The 15,823-nt window shown below is 61.7% G+C and carries 17 protein-coding genes; 9 read left to right on the top strand and 8 right to left on the bottom strand.

Features of this window, described 5'->3' with window-relative positions:
• Positions 1–393: 393 nt before the first annotated feature.
• The gene (gene htpG, locus NB311A_RS13225) at positions 394–2,304 is read left to right on the top strand and encodes a molecular chaperone HtpG (RefSeq protein WP_009799097.1); all 1,911 of its coding nucleotides are present in this window, start codon (positions 394–396) and stop codon (positions 2,302–2,304) included.
• A gap of 18 nt (positions 2,305–2,322) precedes the next feature.
• Here htpG and NB311A_RS13220 read toward each other — a convergent pair whose 3' ends face one another.
• Both NB311A_RS13220 and fdxA read right to left on the bottom strand, forming a co-directional pair.
• The gene (locus NB311A_RS13220; protein ID WP_009799096.1) at positions 2,323–2,694 is read right to left on the bottom strand and encodes a DUF488 domain-containing protein; all 372 of its coding nucleotides are present in this window, start codon (positions 2,692–2,694) and stop codon (positions 2,323–2,325) included.
• 75 nt (positions 2,695–2,769) lie between these two features.
• A complete protein-coding gene (gene fdxA, locus NB311A_RS13215) occupies positions 2,770–3,108 on the bottom strand; it encodes a ferredoxin FdxA (RefSeq protein ID WP_009799095.1) in 339 nt (112 codons plus the stop codon).
• Positions 3,109–3,425: 317 nt separating this feature from the next.
• On the opposite strand from fdxA, the gene NB311A_RS13210 reads away from it, so the two are divergent.
• The 7 genes from NB311A_RS13210 (at position 3,426) to NB311A_RS13180 (ending at position 9,349) form a co-directional block, all read left to right on the top strand.
• Positions 3,426–3,833, top strand: coding sequence for a 4a-hydroxytetrahydrobiopterin dehydratase (locus NB311A_RS13210; protein ID WP_009799094.1), 408 nt, complete (start codon positions 3,426–3,428; stop codon positions 3,831–3,833).
• Between the two features lie 104 nt (positions 3,834–3,937).
• On the top strand, positions 3,938–4,315 hold the full coding sequence (locus NB311A_RS13205; protein WP_040675072.1) for a YkvA family protein: 378 nt from the start codon (positions 3,938–3,940) through the stop codon (positions 4,313–4,315).
• Positions 4,316–4,570: 255 nt separating this feature from the next.
• Positions 4,571–5,119, top strand: a complete 549-nt coding sequence (locus NB311A_RS13200; protein WP_040675071.1) for an invasion associated locus B family protein — start codon at positions 4,571–4,573, stop codon at positions 5,117–5,119.
• A 184-nt stretch (positions 5,120–5,303) separates the two neighbouring features.
• A complete protein-coding gene (gene rlmN, locus NB311A_RS13195; protein ID WP_009799090.1) occupies positions 5,304–6,575 on the top strand; it encodes a 23S rRNA (adenine(2503)-C(2))-methyltransferase RlmN in 1,272 nt (423 codons plus the stop codon).
• Positions 6,576–6,611: 36 nt separating this feature from the next.
• Positions 6,612–7,088: a hypothetical protein gene (locus NB311A_RS13190; RefSeq protein WP_009799089.1), complete on the top strand. Its 477-nt coding sequence runs from the start codon at positions 6,612–6,614 to the stop codon at positions 7,086–7,088.
• A 170-nt stretch (positions 7,089–7,258) separates the two neighbouring features.
• Entirely contained in the window at positions 7,259–8,047 is a 789-nt protein-coding gene (locus tag NB311A_RS13185) for a phosphatase PAP2 family protein (protein ID WP_009799088.1), read from the top strand.
• 72 nt (positions 8,048–8,119) lie between these two features.
• On the top strand, positions 8,120–9,349 hold the full coding sequence (locus NB311A_RS13180) for an argininosuccinate synthase (RefSeq protein WP_009799087.1): 1,230 nt from the start codon (positions 8,120–8,122) through the stop codon (positions 9,347–9,349).
• Between the two features lie 153 nt (positions 9,350–9,502).
• Here NB311A_RS13180 and NB311A_RS23210 read toward each other — a convergent pair whose 3' ends face one another.
• Entirely contained in the window at positions 9,503–10,459 is a 957-nt protein-coding gene (locus NB311A_RS23210) for an OmpA family protein (protein WP_009799085.1), read from the bottom strand.
• A 149-nt stretch (positions 10,460–10,608) separates the two neighbouring features.
• Between NB311A_RS23210 and NB311A_RS23205 the strand changes: the two genes are divergently transcribed.
• On the top strand, positions 10,609–11,016 hold the full coding sequence (locus tag NB311A_RS23205; protein WP_371256514.1) for a hypothetical protein: 408 nt from the start codon (positions 10,609–10,611) through the stop codon (positions 11,014–11,016).
• 577 nt (positions 11,017–11,593) lie between these two features.
• On the opposite strand, the gene NB311A_RS20640 is transcribed toward NB311A_RS23205, so the two are convergent.
• From NB311A_RS20640 to sdhC, 5 genes are all read right to left on the bottom strand, one after another.
• Positions 11,594–11,818 (bottom strand): hypothetical protein, encoded by a 225-nt coding sequence (locus NB311A_RS20640; RefSeq protein ID WP_083780454.1) that lies wholly within the window; start codon positions 11,816–11,818, stop codon positions 11,594–11,596.
• A gap of 381 nt (positions 11,819–12,199) precedes the next feature.
• Positions 12,200–12,982 carry a succinate dehydrogenase iron-sulfur subunit gene (locus NB311A_RS13160; protein ID WP_009799083.1) on the bottom strand — a complete coding sequence of 261 codons (783 nt, stop codon included), beginning with the start codon at positions 12,980–12,982 and terminating at the stop codon, positions 12,200–12,202.
• A gap of 108 nt (positions 12,983–13,090) precedes the next feature.
• The gene (gene sdhA, locus NB311A_RS13155) at positions 13,091–14,914 is read right to left on the bottom strand and encodes a succinate dehydrogenase flavoprotein subunit (protein WP_009799082.1); all 1,824 of its coding nucleotides are present in this window, start codon (positions 14,912–14,914) and stop codon (positions 13,091–13,093) included.
• A 3-nt stretch (positions 14,915–14,917) separates the two neighbouring features.
• On the bottom strand, positions 14,918–15,292 hold the full coding sequence (sdhD, locus tag NB311A_RS13150; RefSeq protein ID WP_207382379.1) for a succinate dehydrogenase, hydrophobic membrane anchor protein: 375 nt from the start codon (positions 15,290–15,292) through the stop codon (positions 14,918–14,920).
• A 29-nt stretch (positions 15,293–15,321) separates the two neighbouring features.
• A complete protein-coding gene (gene sdhC / locus NB311A_RS13145; protein ID WP_009799080.1) occupies positions 15,322–15,723 on the bottom strand; it encodes a succinate dehydrogenase, cytochrome b556 subunit in 402 nt (133 codons plus the stop codon).
• Positions 15,724–15,823 lie beyond the last annotated feature (100 nt).

Genomic DNA, 15,823 nt, shown 5'->3' with positions numbered 1-15,823 from the left:
CGACCCCCGCCGTTTGACTAATAGAGTGAGAGCCAAGCGCAACGCGCGACGTACTGGAATGAGGCCCGCATATTTTCTATATGATCCCGCGCTGGTGTCCCGGTTCCAGGGTCCGCATGTGTTCTTTGCAAACCCTTAATGATGCGGATTTCGTAATCAAGGGGACACCGGAACTTTGGAGCGTTTTCGAGCGAAGTGGATACCGGGTCGCGTGAAGAAAACGTATCAAATCAAAATCTGAAAGCCCTACTTCTGATTCAACCAGAAGCGGAAAGATTCGAGTATCGTGTGAAGGGGATTCAGCAGTTCGCTTGACCGGATCCGCGGAGGCAACAAGGCAAACTTCTGAATCACACTGATTTTCTGCGTCAAGCTGACCAAGGGTAAAGCGATATGACTTCGACAATCGACAGGGATGGCGCGGCCGAGAGCCGGGTGTTTGAAGCGGATGTGGCCAAGCTGCTCCAGATGATGGTGCATTCGGTTTATTCCGACAAGGACGTGTTCTTGCGAGAGTTGATTTCGAACGCGGCGGACGCCTGCGAGCGTCTGCGCTATGAAGCGATCAGCGATCCTGCATTGCTGGGGGACCAGACCAGGCCGCAGATTTCCATCACCATCGATGCGGAGCGGCAGCGCCTGACGGTTGAGGACAACGGCATCGGCATGAGCCGGGACGAGATGGTCGATGCGCTGGGAACGATCGCCCGGTCGGGCACCAAGGCTTTCATCGAGCAGGCTCAGGCCGCGGAGTCGGGCGACGGCGTTACCCTGATCGGTCAGTTCGGGGTCGGCTTCTACTCGGCTTTCATGGTGGCGGATCAGGTCGATGTGATCTCACGGCGTGCGGGCGCCAAGGAGGCGTGGCGCTGGTCATCGGACGGGAAGGGGACATTCACGGTCACGCCAGTGGAAGAGAACGAAGCCCCCGCGAGAGGAACCCGGGTGACGCTTCATCTGACCGAAGACGCCAAGGGATACACCGAGCGGTTCAAGCTCGAACAAATGATCAGGGAGCAATCCGGTCATGTGCCGGTCCCGATCGCGCTCGCCGAGAAACCGGGAGCGGATTTGACCGAGATTGCCGATGGCGCCGCGCTCTGGACCAAGCCGCGCGGCGAGATCAGCACTTCCGAATACGCCGATTTCTACCGCAGCGTCGCAGGCCAGTTCGATGAGCCCGCGCTGACGGTGCATTTCCGCGCCGAGGGACGACAGGAATTCACCTCGCTCCTGTTCGTACCGCAAACCCGGCCTTTCGATCTGTTCGAGCCGGACAAGAAGCATCAGCTCAAGCTTTATGTGAGGCGGGTCTTCATCACCGAGGATGCCGATCTGCTGCCCCGCTATCTGCGGTTCGTGCGCGGTGTCGTCGACTCGGCGGACCTTCCGCTCAATATCTCGCGCGAAATGATTCAGGAAAGCCCGATCCTGGCTGCAATCAAGAAAAGCATCACCGGCCGTATCCTCAGCGAGCTTGAGAAACTCGCGGACAAGGATGCGCAGGCCTACGGGAAAGTCTGGGAGGCCTTCGGCCCGATGTTCAAGGAGGGCATCTACGATGCCGCCGACCGGCGCGACACCATCCTCGGGCTCTCCCGCTTCAAGACAACAGCCGGATCGTTGCGGAGCCTTAAGGATTATGTCGGCGCCCTGAAGGAAAATCAGACCTCGATCTACTACCTCGCCGGGCAGGATGCCGCGCGTCTCGAAGCCTCGCCCCATCTGGAAGGTTTTCGCGCTCGCGGCGTGGAGGTTCTCCTGCTGTCCGATCCGGTCGACAGCTTCTGGGTCACGTCCGGACCGAGCTTTGAGGGAAAGCCATTCAAATCCGTGACGCAGGGAGCGGCGGATTTGACGGCCATCCCGCGCCTCGACGCGAGCACTGAGCCTTCGCAGGACGTCAGCGCTGATGTCGCGGAATTTCTTTCCTTCCTCAAGACAACGCTAGCGGACCTGGTCTCGGACGTTCGCTCGTCGGAGCGCCTCACCGATAGCCCGGTTTGCCTCATCGCAGCCGAATCCGGACCCGATCGGCAACTGGAAAAAATTCTTGTCGGCGTCGGACAATTGGCCGGTGCATCCAAGCCGGTGCTCGAAGTGAACCCTCGGCATCCGTTGATCGCTTCGCTGGCGGCGCTCGGGGAAGGTGATAGCGAGTTCAAGGAGGACGCCGCGCGCATGCTGCTCGACGATGCGCGCGTCCTCGATGGAGACCGCCCCAGCGATGCGCTTGAGTTTTCCAAGCGTCTTGCCCGTCTCGTCGAGCGGGGACTGCGCCGCTCGGCCGCGGCGGGCGATTGATGCGCAAAAGGAGAGGTTCTAACTGGCGCGGCCCAGAAGCACGTCTCTCAGGACGACCGCATTGTTATGTGTTTCATCATGGGCCGCAAAAACCAGCGTGATCCGGCCCGCTCGCGCGCAGGTCCGCAACTCGTCGAGCGCGTCCGCATGCTCCTGAATCTCATCCGCATATCGCTGCCGAAATTCCTGCCAGCGGGCGGGATCATGCCCGAACCACTTGCGCAGCCCGGTGCTGGGCGCGATGTCCTTTATCCATCGGTCGATTGCGGCGTCCGTTTTGCGGAGGCCCCTGGGCCATAGGCGATCAACCAGTATCCGCGTGCCATCGTTGGTAGCGGGAGCCTCATAGGCTCGCTTCACGTTGATGTTTTTGGCCGCAAGCCGCGTCATGAGCCCTTCGTTCGGATGCAGGTTACCCTGACGTCTCGGGGGGCATGCAATAGCGAAGGCGCTGTGTGCGTTCGCTCAGTCGCCTTGACCGGGATTCGCCGAAAAATACTGCTCCAGCTTGCCGGCAACGCCATCGAAGGTTTTCGCGTCGGCGGGAGCATCGCGCTTGATGGTAATGTTCGGCCAGACTGCGGCATATTCGGCGTTCAGCTTGAGCCAGTTTTCAAGGTCCGGCTCGGAGTCGGGCTTGATGGCTTCGGCCGGACATTCCGGCTCGCACACGCCGCAGTCGATGCACTCATCAGGATTGATGACGAGCATATTGTCGCCTTCGTAGAAGCAGTCGACGGGACATACCTCCACACAATCCATGTATTTGCATTTGATACAATTTTCGGTGACAACGAAGGTCATCTCGAAGACTCCGCGAAGGCAGGAACAGGAGCGCGATCAGCAGCGGCGGGGAACCTCGGCATAGGCGCGTCTACGGTTCCGCGATACCATTCTCGTATATAGGTCGTATACATAAACAATCTTTCTCGCCAGGAAGATCCTTGAATCACCATCAGGGACACATCGGCAGATGGTGCCAAATAGGTGCTTCCCCAAGGGGGCCTTATTGCAACAAGGGCGCTTTACGACACGCTGTTCCGGCGGCGGGGATCGCCACTTGCTCCCCTGCTAAGATACATCCGTGATACCTCTTATATGCTTCATCCCGCCGTGAGGCAATGTTCCGCGGGATTTTTCGCACGTATGGTTCGCCGGGAAAACGCGTCAATCTGAAGCCAAGCCCTGGGAGCATCGAAAGCCAGTTTGTGAAGGAGACGAACATGTCAGAGCGACTATCGAGGGAGGCGCGCAGCGCAGCGGTCAATGAGCTGTCCGGTTGGTCCGAGGTCGCGGGCCGCGAGGCCATTGCGCGTACCTTTACCTTCCGGGATTTCAACGAGGCTTTCGGCTTCATGGCGCGTGTCGCACTGGTTGCTGAAAAGAGCGATCACCATCCGGAGTGGCGCAATGTCTACAGGACGGTGGAGGTCGTGCTCGCGACCCACGATGCCGGCGGCGTCACCGAGCGCGACATCAAGCTCGCGGAGGCGATGAACGCTATCGCGAGACAGTTCGGCGTGATCTGAACGAGCCATGTCGTTGTAGCGGAAAACTTGCAGCGGAGAAACAGAGTTCCCAAGTGGTAGGTGGTGAACTCGACGGATCGCCATGACATTTCAGGAACCCGATGATGGCATCGAAACACAGTGTGGGATTTGAGCCGGCCGATCGGCTGGCGCAGGACCGGGACAGCGTGCGCCGGCGGTTCTGGGGCAAGCTGAAACGCGTCGTTGCTAACCTGCCGTTCGCCGAGGACCTGTTGGCCGCCTACTACTGCGCGTTCGACAAGCAGACACCGCGTCATGTGCAAGCGTCGCTGCTCGGCGCCATCGCTTATTTCATCCTGCCGCTCGATTTTGTTCCCGACATGCTGCCGGTGCTCGGTTTCACCGACGACGCCGCGGTGCTTGCGACGGCGATCAGGATTGTGGCTGCCCATATCACACCCGAGCATCGCGAGGCTGCGCGCGCGGCACTGAAGCGCGGAATAGAGAACGAAGTGGCATAAGCGCCTCAAGCAATGTTGATTCTCGCGCTTTATTGCAGAGGCGTGATCACGTCGCGATCGCTCGGCGCCTGACTCCGACGCGGCAGCCGCGACTTCATTGCTGCGGCCGAATGAGATGGAGCGCTTGCGAATCGTGACGCAAGCCGCAAGGATGGGCCGCCTTCACAAATCAGGCGTTTCCAGCTATTCCCGATGACGTGTGATCCGCGCACGTCAAGCCATCTTCCAGCCACAAACGATGAAGGGCGAGAATTGATGATATCTATGCGGCAATTGCTGACAGTTCTGGTGGGAAGTCTGCTCGCAGGTGGGCTCGGTGTTGCTCCCGCATTCAGCGCACCGACAGCCGGCAGTTCGGAGCCGACATTGCTCGGACAGTTCGGCGCATGGGGAGCGTACACAGCGTCGCCTAATGGCAAGAAGGTTTGCTTTGCTCTCGCCACGCCGACCTCGTCAAAGACCAATCCGCCGAATCGACCGCGCGATCCGGCCTACGCCTTCGTTTCGACCCGGCCGGCGGAAAAAGTGACGAACGAAGTGTCGGTCACGATGGGTTATCCGCTCAAGTCGGGTTCGGAAGCCACGCTCGAGGTCGGCGGTACGAGCTACGCGATGTACACCCAGGGTGACGGCATCTGGATCAAGAATGCCGCCGATGAGGATCGGCTGATCGATGCCATGCGCAAGGGCTCTGAAGCGACTGTCAAGGGCGTGTCGTCGAGGGGGACGCAAACCACGGATGTGTTTTCCCTCAAGGGACTGTCCCAGGCGCTGGACAGGGTCGCGCAGGATTGCAAGCGCTAGAGCACGATCCCGATCCGAAGGGTCGCGCCAGCGCAAAGTGGAAACCGGTTTCGGGAATAAGATCGCGCTCAGTCGAAAGAATGGGATGAGGTCTGGTTCAACCCAGTTGAGTCAGAACCCCATCGCTGCCTTTGCCGCGTTTACCGGCTTTTCAGCGGGCGCTGGAAAGCCTATGTCATGCTGCATGACTGAGACGTCCGGCAACCTGAGCACCATATCGATCGAGACAGCCGTCGCGGCGAACAGGACGGCTGCGTCCGGAACGGCGGACGGCGGCGCCCTCCTTGAGAAAATCGCGCTTGCAACCTATGTGCCGCCGGCGAAGCCTTCGCTGATCGGCTTGTCGCGCGCGGAGATTGCCGAGCGGCTCGCCGCTATCGGCGTCCCGCGGGAGCAACGCAGGATGCGGGTGCAGCAGCTCTGGCACTGGATGTATGTCCGCGGGGCTCAAAGTTTCTCCGAGATGACGAGCGTGTCGAAAGACATGCATACTGAGCTTGAAAAGCACGTCACGGTCGATCGCCCCGAAGTGGTCGCCGAACAGATTTCCAGCGATGGAACACGCAAATGGCTGCTGCGGCTGCCGAGCGGTAACGATCTTGAAAAACCGCACGAAGTCGAATGCGTCTACATTCCCGAGACCGACCGCGGTACGTTGTGCATATCATCCCAGGTCGGCTGCACGCTGAACTGTTCCTTTTGCCACACCGGCACCCAGCGCCTGGTGCGCAATCTCACGGCGGGCGAGATCGTCGGCCAGATCATGGTCGCGCGCGATCGTTTGAACGACTGGGCCGACCGCGAGACGCCGCATGGCAATCGCCTTGTCACCAACATCGTGATGATGGGGATGGGTGAGCCGCTTTACAATTTCGACGCGGTTCGCGACGGGCTTTTGATCGTCGCCGACAACGAAGGCATCGGCATCTCGAAGCGTCGTATCACGTTGTCGACGTCCGGTGTGGTTCCGAACATCGTTCGCGCCGGCGAGGAGATCGGCGTCATGCTCGCGATCTCGCTGCATGCGGTGCGCGATGAATTGCGCAACGAACTGGTGCCGTTGAACCGCAAATATCCGATCGCCGAGCTGATGCAGGCCTGCCGGGATTATCCGGCGGCCTCCAACGCAAAACGGATCACGTTCGAATACGTGATGCTCAAGGGCGTCAACGATTCGCTCGAGGACGCCAAGCGGCTGGTGAAGCTGCTCAAGGGCATCCACGCCAAGATCAACCTGATCCCATTCAATCCGTGGCCGGGCACGCGCTATGAATGCTCCGACTGGGATCAGATCGAGAAATTTTCCGAATACGTTTTCAACGCCGGTTACTCCTCCCCGGTGCGCACGCCGCGCGGCCGCGACATTCTGGCCGCCTGCGGGCAACTCAAGTCCGAAACCGAGAAGCTGTCGGCTCGTGAGCGTCAGGCGTTGCGCGCGATGGCGATGACGGATTGAGGAGATGACGACCGTCATCGTGGATGGATCGCAGTCATGGCGCTGATCGGCCGGCTGTTCGCGATCCTGTTCGGACTCCTGGCGGCTTGCCTCGTTGCGGGGACGATCATTGTGGTGGCGTTGCTGTATCCCGAGTTCAGCCATCTCGACGTCGCGCCGCCCGACCCCGATACGCTGGACATCGCTCTCGGATTCGGCTTCATCTTCATGAGCGGCTTTGCGCTGCTGCCGGCGATGATTGTGGTCCTTCTCACCGAATCCTTGTCGATCCGGAGCGTACTGGCCTACGCCGCCGGCGGCGCGATGTGCGGTGCGGCCTGTTATCTCGGCCTGATTCCGTTCGACCCCGGGACCATGCGGTTTGACGGCATCGTCCGCCGTCACCTCGAAATCATGACCGGAGCAGGCGTCGTCGCCGGCTTCATCTATTGGCTGATTGCCGGGCGCAATGCCGGCGTGTGGCGTGAAGCGCGGCGCCATACGCAGCTTCCCGATCCGCCCTCGCAGGCTTGAGCGATCCCTCGGCCTTTTCATGCCTGCTGCTGTCGGCTAGACTCTGTCTCGACCGCGTTGAATCAGACTCCAACCTTAATTTTGATCGAGCATGATCTTGTCCGAAAGCCGGTTTCCACTTTGCGCTGGCACGGCCCTTCGGGTCGCGATCATGTTCTAAACCGCGCCTCATGAACCGCGCCGGATTTATCATCGCGCTTGGACTTGCGCTCGTGATCGGGCTCGTGTTCGGGATCCATCCCGAATACGATCTTCGCCTCGCGGCGTTGTTCTATGATCCCGCGACCAAGGCCTTTCCGCTCGGGTCCGATGCGCTCGCCTCGTTCGCGCGCAATGCCGCGATGTGGATTGCATGGGGGTTTGCGCTTCCTGCGATCATCGCGCTGGTCGTCAAGATGTTTCGTCCGGATCGTCCGCTGATGATGTCCGGCCGGGCCGTTGCGTTTCTGCTGATCACGATGCTGTTCAGCGCGGGAATCCTGACCAACCTGACGTTCAAGACCTACTGGGGCCGGCCCCGGCCGGTGATGGTGACGGAATTCAACGGCCCATGGAAATTCATGCCGTGGTGGGATCCGCGCGGCGAGTGCGGCAAAAACTGCTCTTTCTTCTCCGGCGAGGGCGCGACCGCGTTCTGGACCCTGGCGCCGGCGGCGCTGACGCCGCCCGCATGGCGGCCGTTGGCTTATGCGGGGGCGATCGCGTTCGGCGCGGTCACCAGCGTGCTGCGGATGGCCTTCGGCGGCCATTTCTTCACCGACGTGGCGACGGCGGGCCTGGTGGCGTTTCTAGTGATATGGCTGGTTCACGGCTACATCTACCGATGGCCGTCGACCCGCAAGAGCGACGCCGGGATCGATGCTGCGTTGACCCGCTTCGCCTGGCCGGGCTATCGCATGCGGCAGCGATGGCGAGGCCGCGATGTCGGCGCGGCGCCCGCGCCGCAGAAGCCGGTATGAGCGGTCGGACCTTGCGCGGGGTTCGGTTCCGCCTATAGTCCCGCCGAATTCACGTTATTCCACAGGATTTCCATGAGCAAGAAGGTGAAGAAGGTCGTGCTTGCCTATTCGGGCGGGCTCGATACCTCGATTATTTTGAAATGGTTGCAGACCACCTACGACGCCGAGGTCGTGACCTTCACCGCCGACCTCGGTCAGGGCGAGGAATTGGAACCCGCGCGCAAGAAAGCGCAGTTGCTCGGGATCAAGGATGCGAACATCTTCATCGAGGATCTGCGCGAGGAGTTCGTTCGCGATTATGTCTTCCCGATGTTTCGCGCCAATGCGGTCTATGAGGGGCAGTATCTGCTCGGTACCTCGATCGCGCGGCCGCTGATCGCGAAGAAGCAGATTGAAATCGCGGAGAAGGTTGGCGCCGACGCGGTCGCGCATGGCGCGACAGGCAAGGGCAATGATCAGGTTCGTTTCGAGCTTGGCTATTATGCGCTGAAGCCCGACATCACCATCATCGCGCCGTGGCGCGAGTGGGATTTGCGTTCACGAGAGCAACTGATCGCATTCGCCGAGCAGCATCAGATCCCGATCGCCAAGGACAAGCGCGGCGAGGCGCCGTTCTCGGTCGACGCCAACCTTCTGCACGCCTCCAGCGAGGGCAAGGTGCTGGAAGACCCGGCTCAGGAAGTGCCGGATTACGTCTATTCGCGCACTATCGATCCGCAGGCCGCGCCGGACCAGCCGACCTGCATCACGATCGATTTCGACAAGGGCGACGCCGTCGCCATTGACGGCAACAAGATGTCTCCCGCCACCTTGCTCGCGAAGCTGAATGAACTCGGCCGCGCCAACGGCATCGGCCGGCTCGATCTGGTCGAGAACCGTTTCGTCGGCATGAAGTCGCGCGGCATGTACGAGACGCCCGGCGGCGCCATTCTTCTCGTCGCCCATCGCGGCATCGAGCAGATCACGCTCGATCGCGGCGCGGCGCATCTGAAGGATGAACTGATGCCGAAATATGCCGAGCTGGTCTATAACGGCTTCTGGTTCTCGCCGGAGCGCGAGATGCTGCAGGCCGCGATCGACCAGAGTCAGCGCTACGTCACCGGACAGGTGCGGCTGAAACTCTACAAGGGCAACGTCATCCTGGTCGGCCGCGACAGCAAGTACTCGCTGTACGACCAGGACCTCGTCACCTTCGAGGAAGGCGCGGTGGCCTACGATCATCGCGACGCGGCCGGCTTCATCAAGCTCAATGCGCTGCGGTTGCGCACGCTCGGCCAGCGCAGGAAGAAGCTGGGGCTGTAGGATTGTCCGACGACGAAATCGTTGAGTGCCTGACGGCACTGTGCGGCACGATGGTAGCCATATTCCATGAAGAGCGAATCGGATGTCTCTTCGCTGTCGCATGAAAAGAATGGCCGGGATCGCTCCCGGCCATTTGCGTTGGTGAACTTCGTATCAGCGCGGCGGTGGCGGGGCGGCTGAGGCGGTTCCGCCGTTTAGGAGCGGCGTGATGCGGCGCGCCGTGACGCGCCGGTTCTCCCGCGACGGACCATCGGTCTGCACCTTGAGGTTTTGCTCGCCGTAGCCCTGAGTCACCAGATTCTCCGGCGGCACCTGGAACTGCTGCGTCAGCAGTTCCGCGGCCGATTGCGCGCGGCGGTCCGACAGCGACAGGTTGTCGACGTCGTTGCCCACCGCATCGGTATGGCCTTCGATCAGGAACACCTCGCTCGGATTGCGCGAGATCGCACGATTGATGCCGTCGGCGATCACCTGGAGTTTCGCGGCCTGATCGTCCGGGATATCCCACGATCCGGTCTCGAAATTGATGGTGTCGAGATCGATGCTCGGCATCCGCGCCCGCACCATCGGGCTGTAGCGGACTTCGTCGAGCGTATAAGGACGCTCGATCGACTCCACCGGCGGCGCCATCAGAGTGTCATAGATCACCTCGGGCGGCGCGCCGTCCGCGTCGACAATGTAGCGATCCTGCGGAATTCCGATGTGCGGCGGCGGCAGCGAAACGAAGTAGCCACCGATCGCGCCGGCCATCATGCCGGCGGCGACGCCTGCGGCGAGCGAACCGCCCCGGCCACCGCCGAAGCCAGGCCTGTTATCGATGATGACCACTTCCTGACCGCGCGGGTCACGGCGGAGTCGCCGCAGCATTCGCCCGTCACGATCGTTGACGGTGATGATCTGCGTGCCGTCCGGCCGCACCACGACGGTGCGGGTGTCGTTACCGACACGCTCCTGCCGGATATCGCGCGCGCCACGGCGGAAGCGGTCATCCTCGTTATGCCGGATGAACGACTGTCCGCTCGGATCACGCACGATGACGCGGCCCGGTTCGGTGATGATGGTGCGGCCGCCTTGCTGCGTTTCTCGCCGTTCAGAGCGAAAATCTTCCATGCGGCGAGGCCCCTGTGACGGCGCTCCGGGTGCGACGATCTTGTCGGCGACCGGCGGCGGCGGAGGTAAGGGAGCCGCGACGGTCGGCGGCCCCTGACGGGAAGCTGGCGCGCCTGCCGGCCCCGCAGTCCGGCCGCCGGGGGCGGAAGGTGCAGATCCCGCCTTGGTCCCGTTCGGGCTGGTTGCAGGGGCTGCCGGAGCGGCCACGGGCGGAGCCGCCGAAGGGGATGGCGAGACCGGCGCCGCGCGGGGCGATGTGGGATTTGTGGTTGGCGCGACCTGAGTCGGGCCGGCCGCCGGAGTGGGCTTCGGCGCGGGCGCAGCGCCTTTTCCGCGCTCACCGGGACCACCAGGCTCCCCGTGGTCGCGGTCGAATCCGCCACGGCCTCGCCCGTCGCGGCGCATTGCATTCGGTTCCGCGCTGGCGGGCGGCGTCGTGGGGCGCGCGGTGTGGGGTTGCGCGGTCGGAACAGACGTCGCCGGGGCCGATTTTGTTGCAGCGGGCGGCGGTGCGGCGGCGGAAGGCGCGGGCGGCTTCGGGGCGGCCGGAGGCGTAGCCGGGTGTGGTGGGGGCGCGGCTTTCGGCGGGCTTGGAGAAGCGGGAGGCGTTGCGCGCTGGGGCAATGTTGCCGGCCGCGACGGTGCGGCGGTCGGTGGTATAGCAGGACGCGGACGCACGATAGCCGGAGACCCGGGCGCCTTGGGTCCTGGATGAGGCATCGGCGTCGCAGACTTTGAGGCCCCTGCTGTCGGCGCGGTACGAGCGGCGGGAGCTTTTGGCGGCCCTTTCCGCTTTTCCTTGTCTCCGCTCTCGGCCGACGGGGCCGCCTGCGCGAATTGGACCGGCCCGGATTGCGCCCGTGAAGGGGCCATCATCAGCGAGGAGACAGTGAGAGCCGACGTGGCGAGCAGGACCAGGCGAACGTTCATCATGATATTTTTTCCAATGGAAATTTCGGCAATAGGATTCGAAGCCGACTGGCAGTGGCGGGACATGCGATCAACCGACAGCGATACGGCTGCAATGTGGCAAGGCCAATCCTCCCCGAAGGCCAGTTTTTTCAAGCCTTCAAGCGCATGCGGCATTCCTCGCCCATCAATCGCATCTCTGACGTCTTGCTTGGCGCTGGGCGATTACATCGTGGCGGGAGGTTGCGCCGGCGGTGTCGGAGGATTCTGCGTCGGCAACTCGTCCGGCAAATGACCCGGTAATTCCTGCGGAGGAGCGGGCGCGTCCGGCTCCTGCTTCGGCGGCGCAATGTCCGGGCCGGGCTGTGGATTTCCAGGCGGATCTTCGCGGGGTGGTTCCGTCGGACGGCCTGGTTTCGCGGGCGGCACTTCCGTCGGTTCATCACCCATCGAGCATTCCTTTAAGATCGCTTTGTCCAAATGACAGGTTTCGTCCAAACCCGACAGTTGTTCAGATGAGCAGTGATAACTGCTTCCGCAGTGTGATGTTCCGGGGCGAGGTCTTGATCCCGAGTGCTCGTCATGGAACTTGCAGGCACTTTTTGTATGAAGGCCGTCCTCCTGGCTGTGGTTTTGCCGATGGATGACGAATGCCTTCATTCGCATTGCCTACTTTCGCGTGGCGGCGATGGTCGATTCTGACCCGCGATGAAACGCTCAGGCAAGGCGTGCGGGTATCCTCGGCTGCGAATCCGTTGTCGTTATGGGCGCTTCCAGATCGTAGCGATCGCGGATTGAAGCCTGCCCGTGCGGGGTGTTATCGCACGGGAATCAGACCTGACGCTCGACCAGCTTCAGCTTCAGCGTGGCGATGGCTTCCGCCGGATTCAAACTCTTCGGACAAGCCTTGGTGCAGTTCAGAATGGTGTGGCAGCGATAGAGCCGGAACGGATCCTCCAGATAGTCAAGACGCTCGCCGGTGGCTTCATCGCGTGAGTCGGTAACCCAGCGCGCAGCTTGCAGCAGGGCGGCGGGACCGAGGAAGCGATCGCTGTTCCACCAGTAGCTCGGACATGCCGTCGAACAGCAGGCGCATAGAATACATTCGTAGAGACCGTCGAGCTTTGCGCGGTCCTCGCGGCTCTGCCGCCATTCCTTCTGCGGGGTCGGCGTCGTGGTCTTCAGCCACGGCTCGATCGAGGCGTATTGCGCGTAAAAATTTGTGAGGTCGGGAACGAGATCCTTCACGACCGGCTGATGCGGCAGCGGATTGATCTTCACCGCGTCGCCGGAAACGTCGTGCATCGACTTGGTGCATGCCAGCGTATTCTGGCCGTTGATGTTCATCGCGCAGGAACCGCACACGCCCTCGCGGCAGGAACGGCGGAAGGTCAAGGTCGGATCGATGTGGTCCTTGATCCAGATCAGGCCGTCGAGCACCCTTGGGCCGCACTCATGCACATCGACATGGAAGGTGTCGATACGTGGATTTTCGTCGTCGTCCGGATTCCAGCGATAGACCTTGAATTCGCGCGTCTCCGTCGCGCCTTGCGGCTTCGGCCAGGTCTTGCCGCTGGTCGCCTTTGAGTTTCTCGGAAGCGCGAATTTAACCATCGGTGCGTCCTTGCTGTCTGTCCGGCATTGCTGTCTTAATCCGGGAATCCTCTGCTCGCGAAAGTGATAGATGCGCAAGTCAGGCCGCGCATGACGTTTGGGTTTGGATCAATATACCCGCGCCTTCGGGGGAATATACTGAACGTCGTTGCTCATTGTGTAGTCGTGTACCGGACGATAGTCGATCGTGGTGACACCGCGATCGCTTAGCCCGGCCAGCGTATGTTTCATCCAGTTCTGATCGTCGCGTTGGGGGTAATCCTCGCGCGCATGGGCGCCGCGGCTCTCGGTACGGTTGGCGGCACAATCCATCGTCACCACCGCCTGGGAAATGAGGTTGTCGTATTCCATCGTCTCCATCAGGTCCGTGTTCCATACCAGCGAACGGTCGAACACGGCGATGTCGGCACTTCCCTCGTAGACTTCATGAATCAGTTTCTGGCCTTCCGCCAGGGTATCTCGGTTGCGGAAGACGGCGCAGTTGGCCTGCATCACGCGTTGCATGTTTTCGCGCAGCCTGGCGGTCGGCGTGCCGCCGGAAGCATAGCGGAACTTGTCGAGACGTCCGAGCGCCATGTCGCTGGAGTTCGCGGGGAGATCGGGCTGCTCGGCATTGGGGGTGAGCTTCTCGGCGCAGCGCCGGGCGGCGGCGCGACCGAATACCACGAGATCGATCAGCGAGTTGGAGCCAAGCCGGTTGGCGCCGTGTACGGAGACACAGGCGGCTTCACCCACTGCCATCAGACCAGGAACGACCGCATTATTGTCACCGCTCCGCTTGATAACGACCTCGCCGTGGAAGTTGGTGGGGATGCCGCCCATGTTGTAGTGCGCTGTCGGCACGATCGGGATCGGCTCGCGGGTGACGTCGACGCCGGCGAAGATCTTTACCGTTTCCGAAATGCCCGGCAGCCGTTCGTGCAGCACTTTCGGGTCGAGATGGTCGAGGTGCAGGAAGATGTGGTCTTTCTTCTTGCCGACGCCGCGGCCTTCGCGAATTTCGATCGTCATCGCCCGCGAGACGACGTCGCGCGAGGCGAGGTCCTTGGCGGACGGCGCATAGCGCTCCATGAAGCGCTCGCCTTCGGCGTTGACGAGATAGCCGCCTTCGCCGCGCGCGCCTTCGGTGACGAGACAGCCCGAACCGTAAATGCCGGTCGGGTGGAACTGGACGAACTCCATGTCCTGCAGCGGCAAACCGGCGCGCAGCGCCATGCCGCCGCCGTCGCCGGTGCAGATGTGCGCCGAGGTGCAGGACGCGTAGATGCGTCCAAAGCCGCCGGTTGCGAGAATGGTGGTCTGGGCGCGGAAGCGGTGTAGCGTGCCGTCGTCGAGCTTCAATGCGATGACGCCGCGACAAGCGCCCTGATCGTCCATGATCAGGTCGATGGCGAAGAATTCAATGAAGAATTCGGCAGCGCGGCGCAGCGCCTGGCCGTACATCGTGTGCAGCATGGCATGGCCGGTGCGGTCGGCGGCGGCGCAGGTGCGCTGGGCCTGGCTCTTGCCGTAGTCGATGGTCATGCCGCCGAATGGACGCTGGTAGATCTTGCCCTCTTCGGTGCGGGAGAACGGAACGCCCCAGTGCTCGAGTTCGTAGACCGCCTCCGGCGCGTTACGCACCATGTACTCGATGCAATCCTGATCGCCGAGCCAGTCCGATCCCTTCACGGTATCGTACATGTGCCAGCGCCAGTCATCCTTGTGCATGTTGCCGAGCGAGGCAGAAATACCGCCCTGCGCCGCCACGGTGTGCGAACGGGTGGGGAAGACTTTGGTGATGCAGGCGGTGCGCAGGCCGGCCTGGCCGCAACCTACGACGGCTCGCAGGCCGGCCCCGCCAGCGCCGACGACGATGACATCGTAAGTATGGTCTTCGACCGGATAGGCCTTGCCGTTGACGGCCGCCGCCGCGTTGCCGTTTCCGGCCATGAACTAGACTCCGGATGACAGTTTAAAAATGGCATAAGCGGCGGTCAGCGCCAGAGTGGCGGAGAAAAAATTGTTCGCCATGATTGACGCCAGTTTCAGCTTTTCGTCGTGCACGTAGTCCTCGATGATCACTTGCATCCCGATCTTCATATGCCAGATGCTGGCCACAACGAACAGCAGCATGATGATGGCGATCGGCGGCGAGCCGAGAATCTGCGCCGCGCCCGCCTGGTTGCGGCCGAGCAATATCATCATCACCACGACCATCGGTATGATGAGCAAGATCATGGCGACCGAGGTGAGTCTTTGGCGCCAAAAATCCGTCGTTCCGGAGTGTGCCGAGCCAAGATTACGAACCCGCCCCAGCGGCGTACGCATGGACTTCGCGCCGGATGGCGGCTGTGCAGTCATCGTCCTCCGCCTCCGATCGCATAGACCGCGATCCAGAGCAGTACCGTAAGCAGAATGCCGCCGATCAGCGCTGCCCGGGTCAGCCATTCACGCTCGGTGGGCTTGAATCCGTAACCGAGATCCCAAACGAGGTGACGAACGCCGCTCAGCATGTGATGCATCAGCGCCCATGTGTACCCGAACGCAATCAGCCGTCCGGCCCAGCTCGACGTAAAGGACTGGACCGCAGCGTAAGCGCCTGGTCCGGATGACACGGCCATCAGCCACCAGACCAATAGCAGCGTTCCGAAATAGAGCGCCACACCGGTGGCGCGATGAACAATGGACAATGCCATCGTCAGGGTCCAGCGGTAAATCTGAAGGTGCGGCGAAAGCGGGCGTTCGATCCTGACGGTCATCGATGGCTTCGCTGGTTAGGGGCGCGCGGCGCAAGTCCGGTTTGGGATCTGCGACAAGCAATTCTGTTCATATATTTATGAAGTTAAGCCAGCCTGCGCA

It is taken from the genome of Nitrobacter sp. Nb-311A (assembly GCF_000152905.1).
Taxonomy (GTDB): domain Bacteria; phylum Pseudomonadota; class Alphaproteobacteria; order Rhizobiales; family Xanthobacteraceae; genus Nitrobacter.
This window is presented reverse-complemented; position numbering and strand designations above follow the sequence as displayed.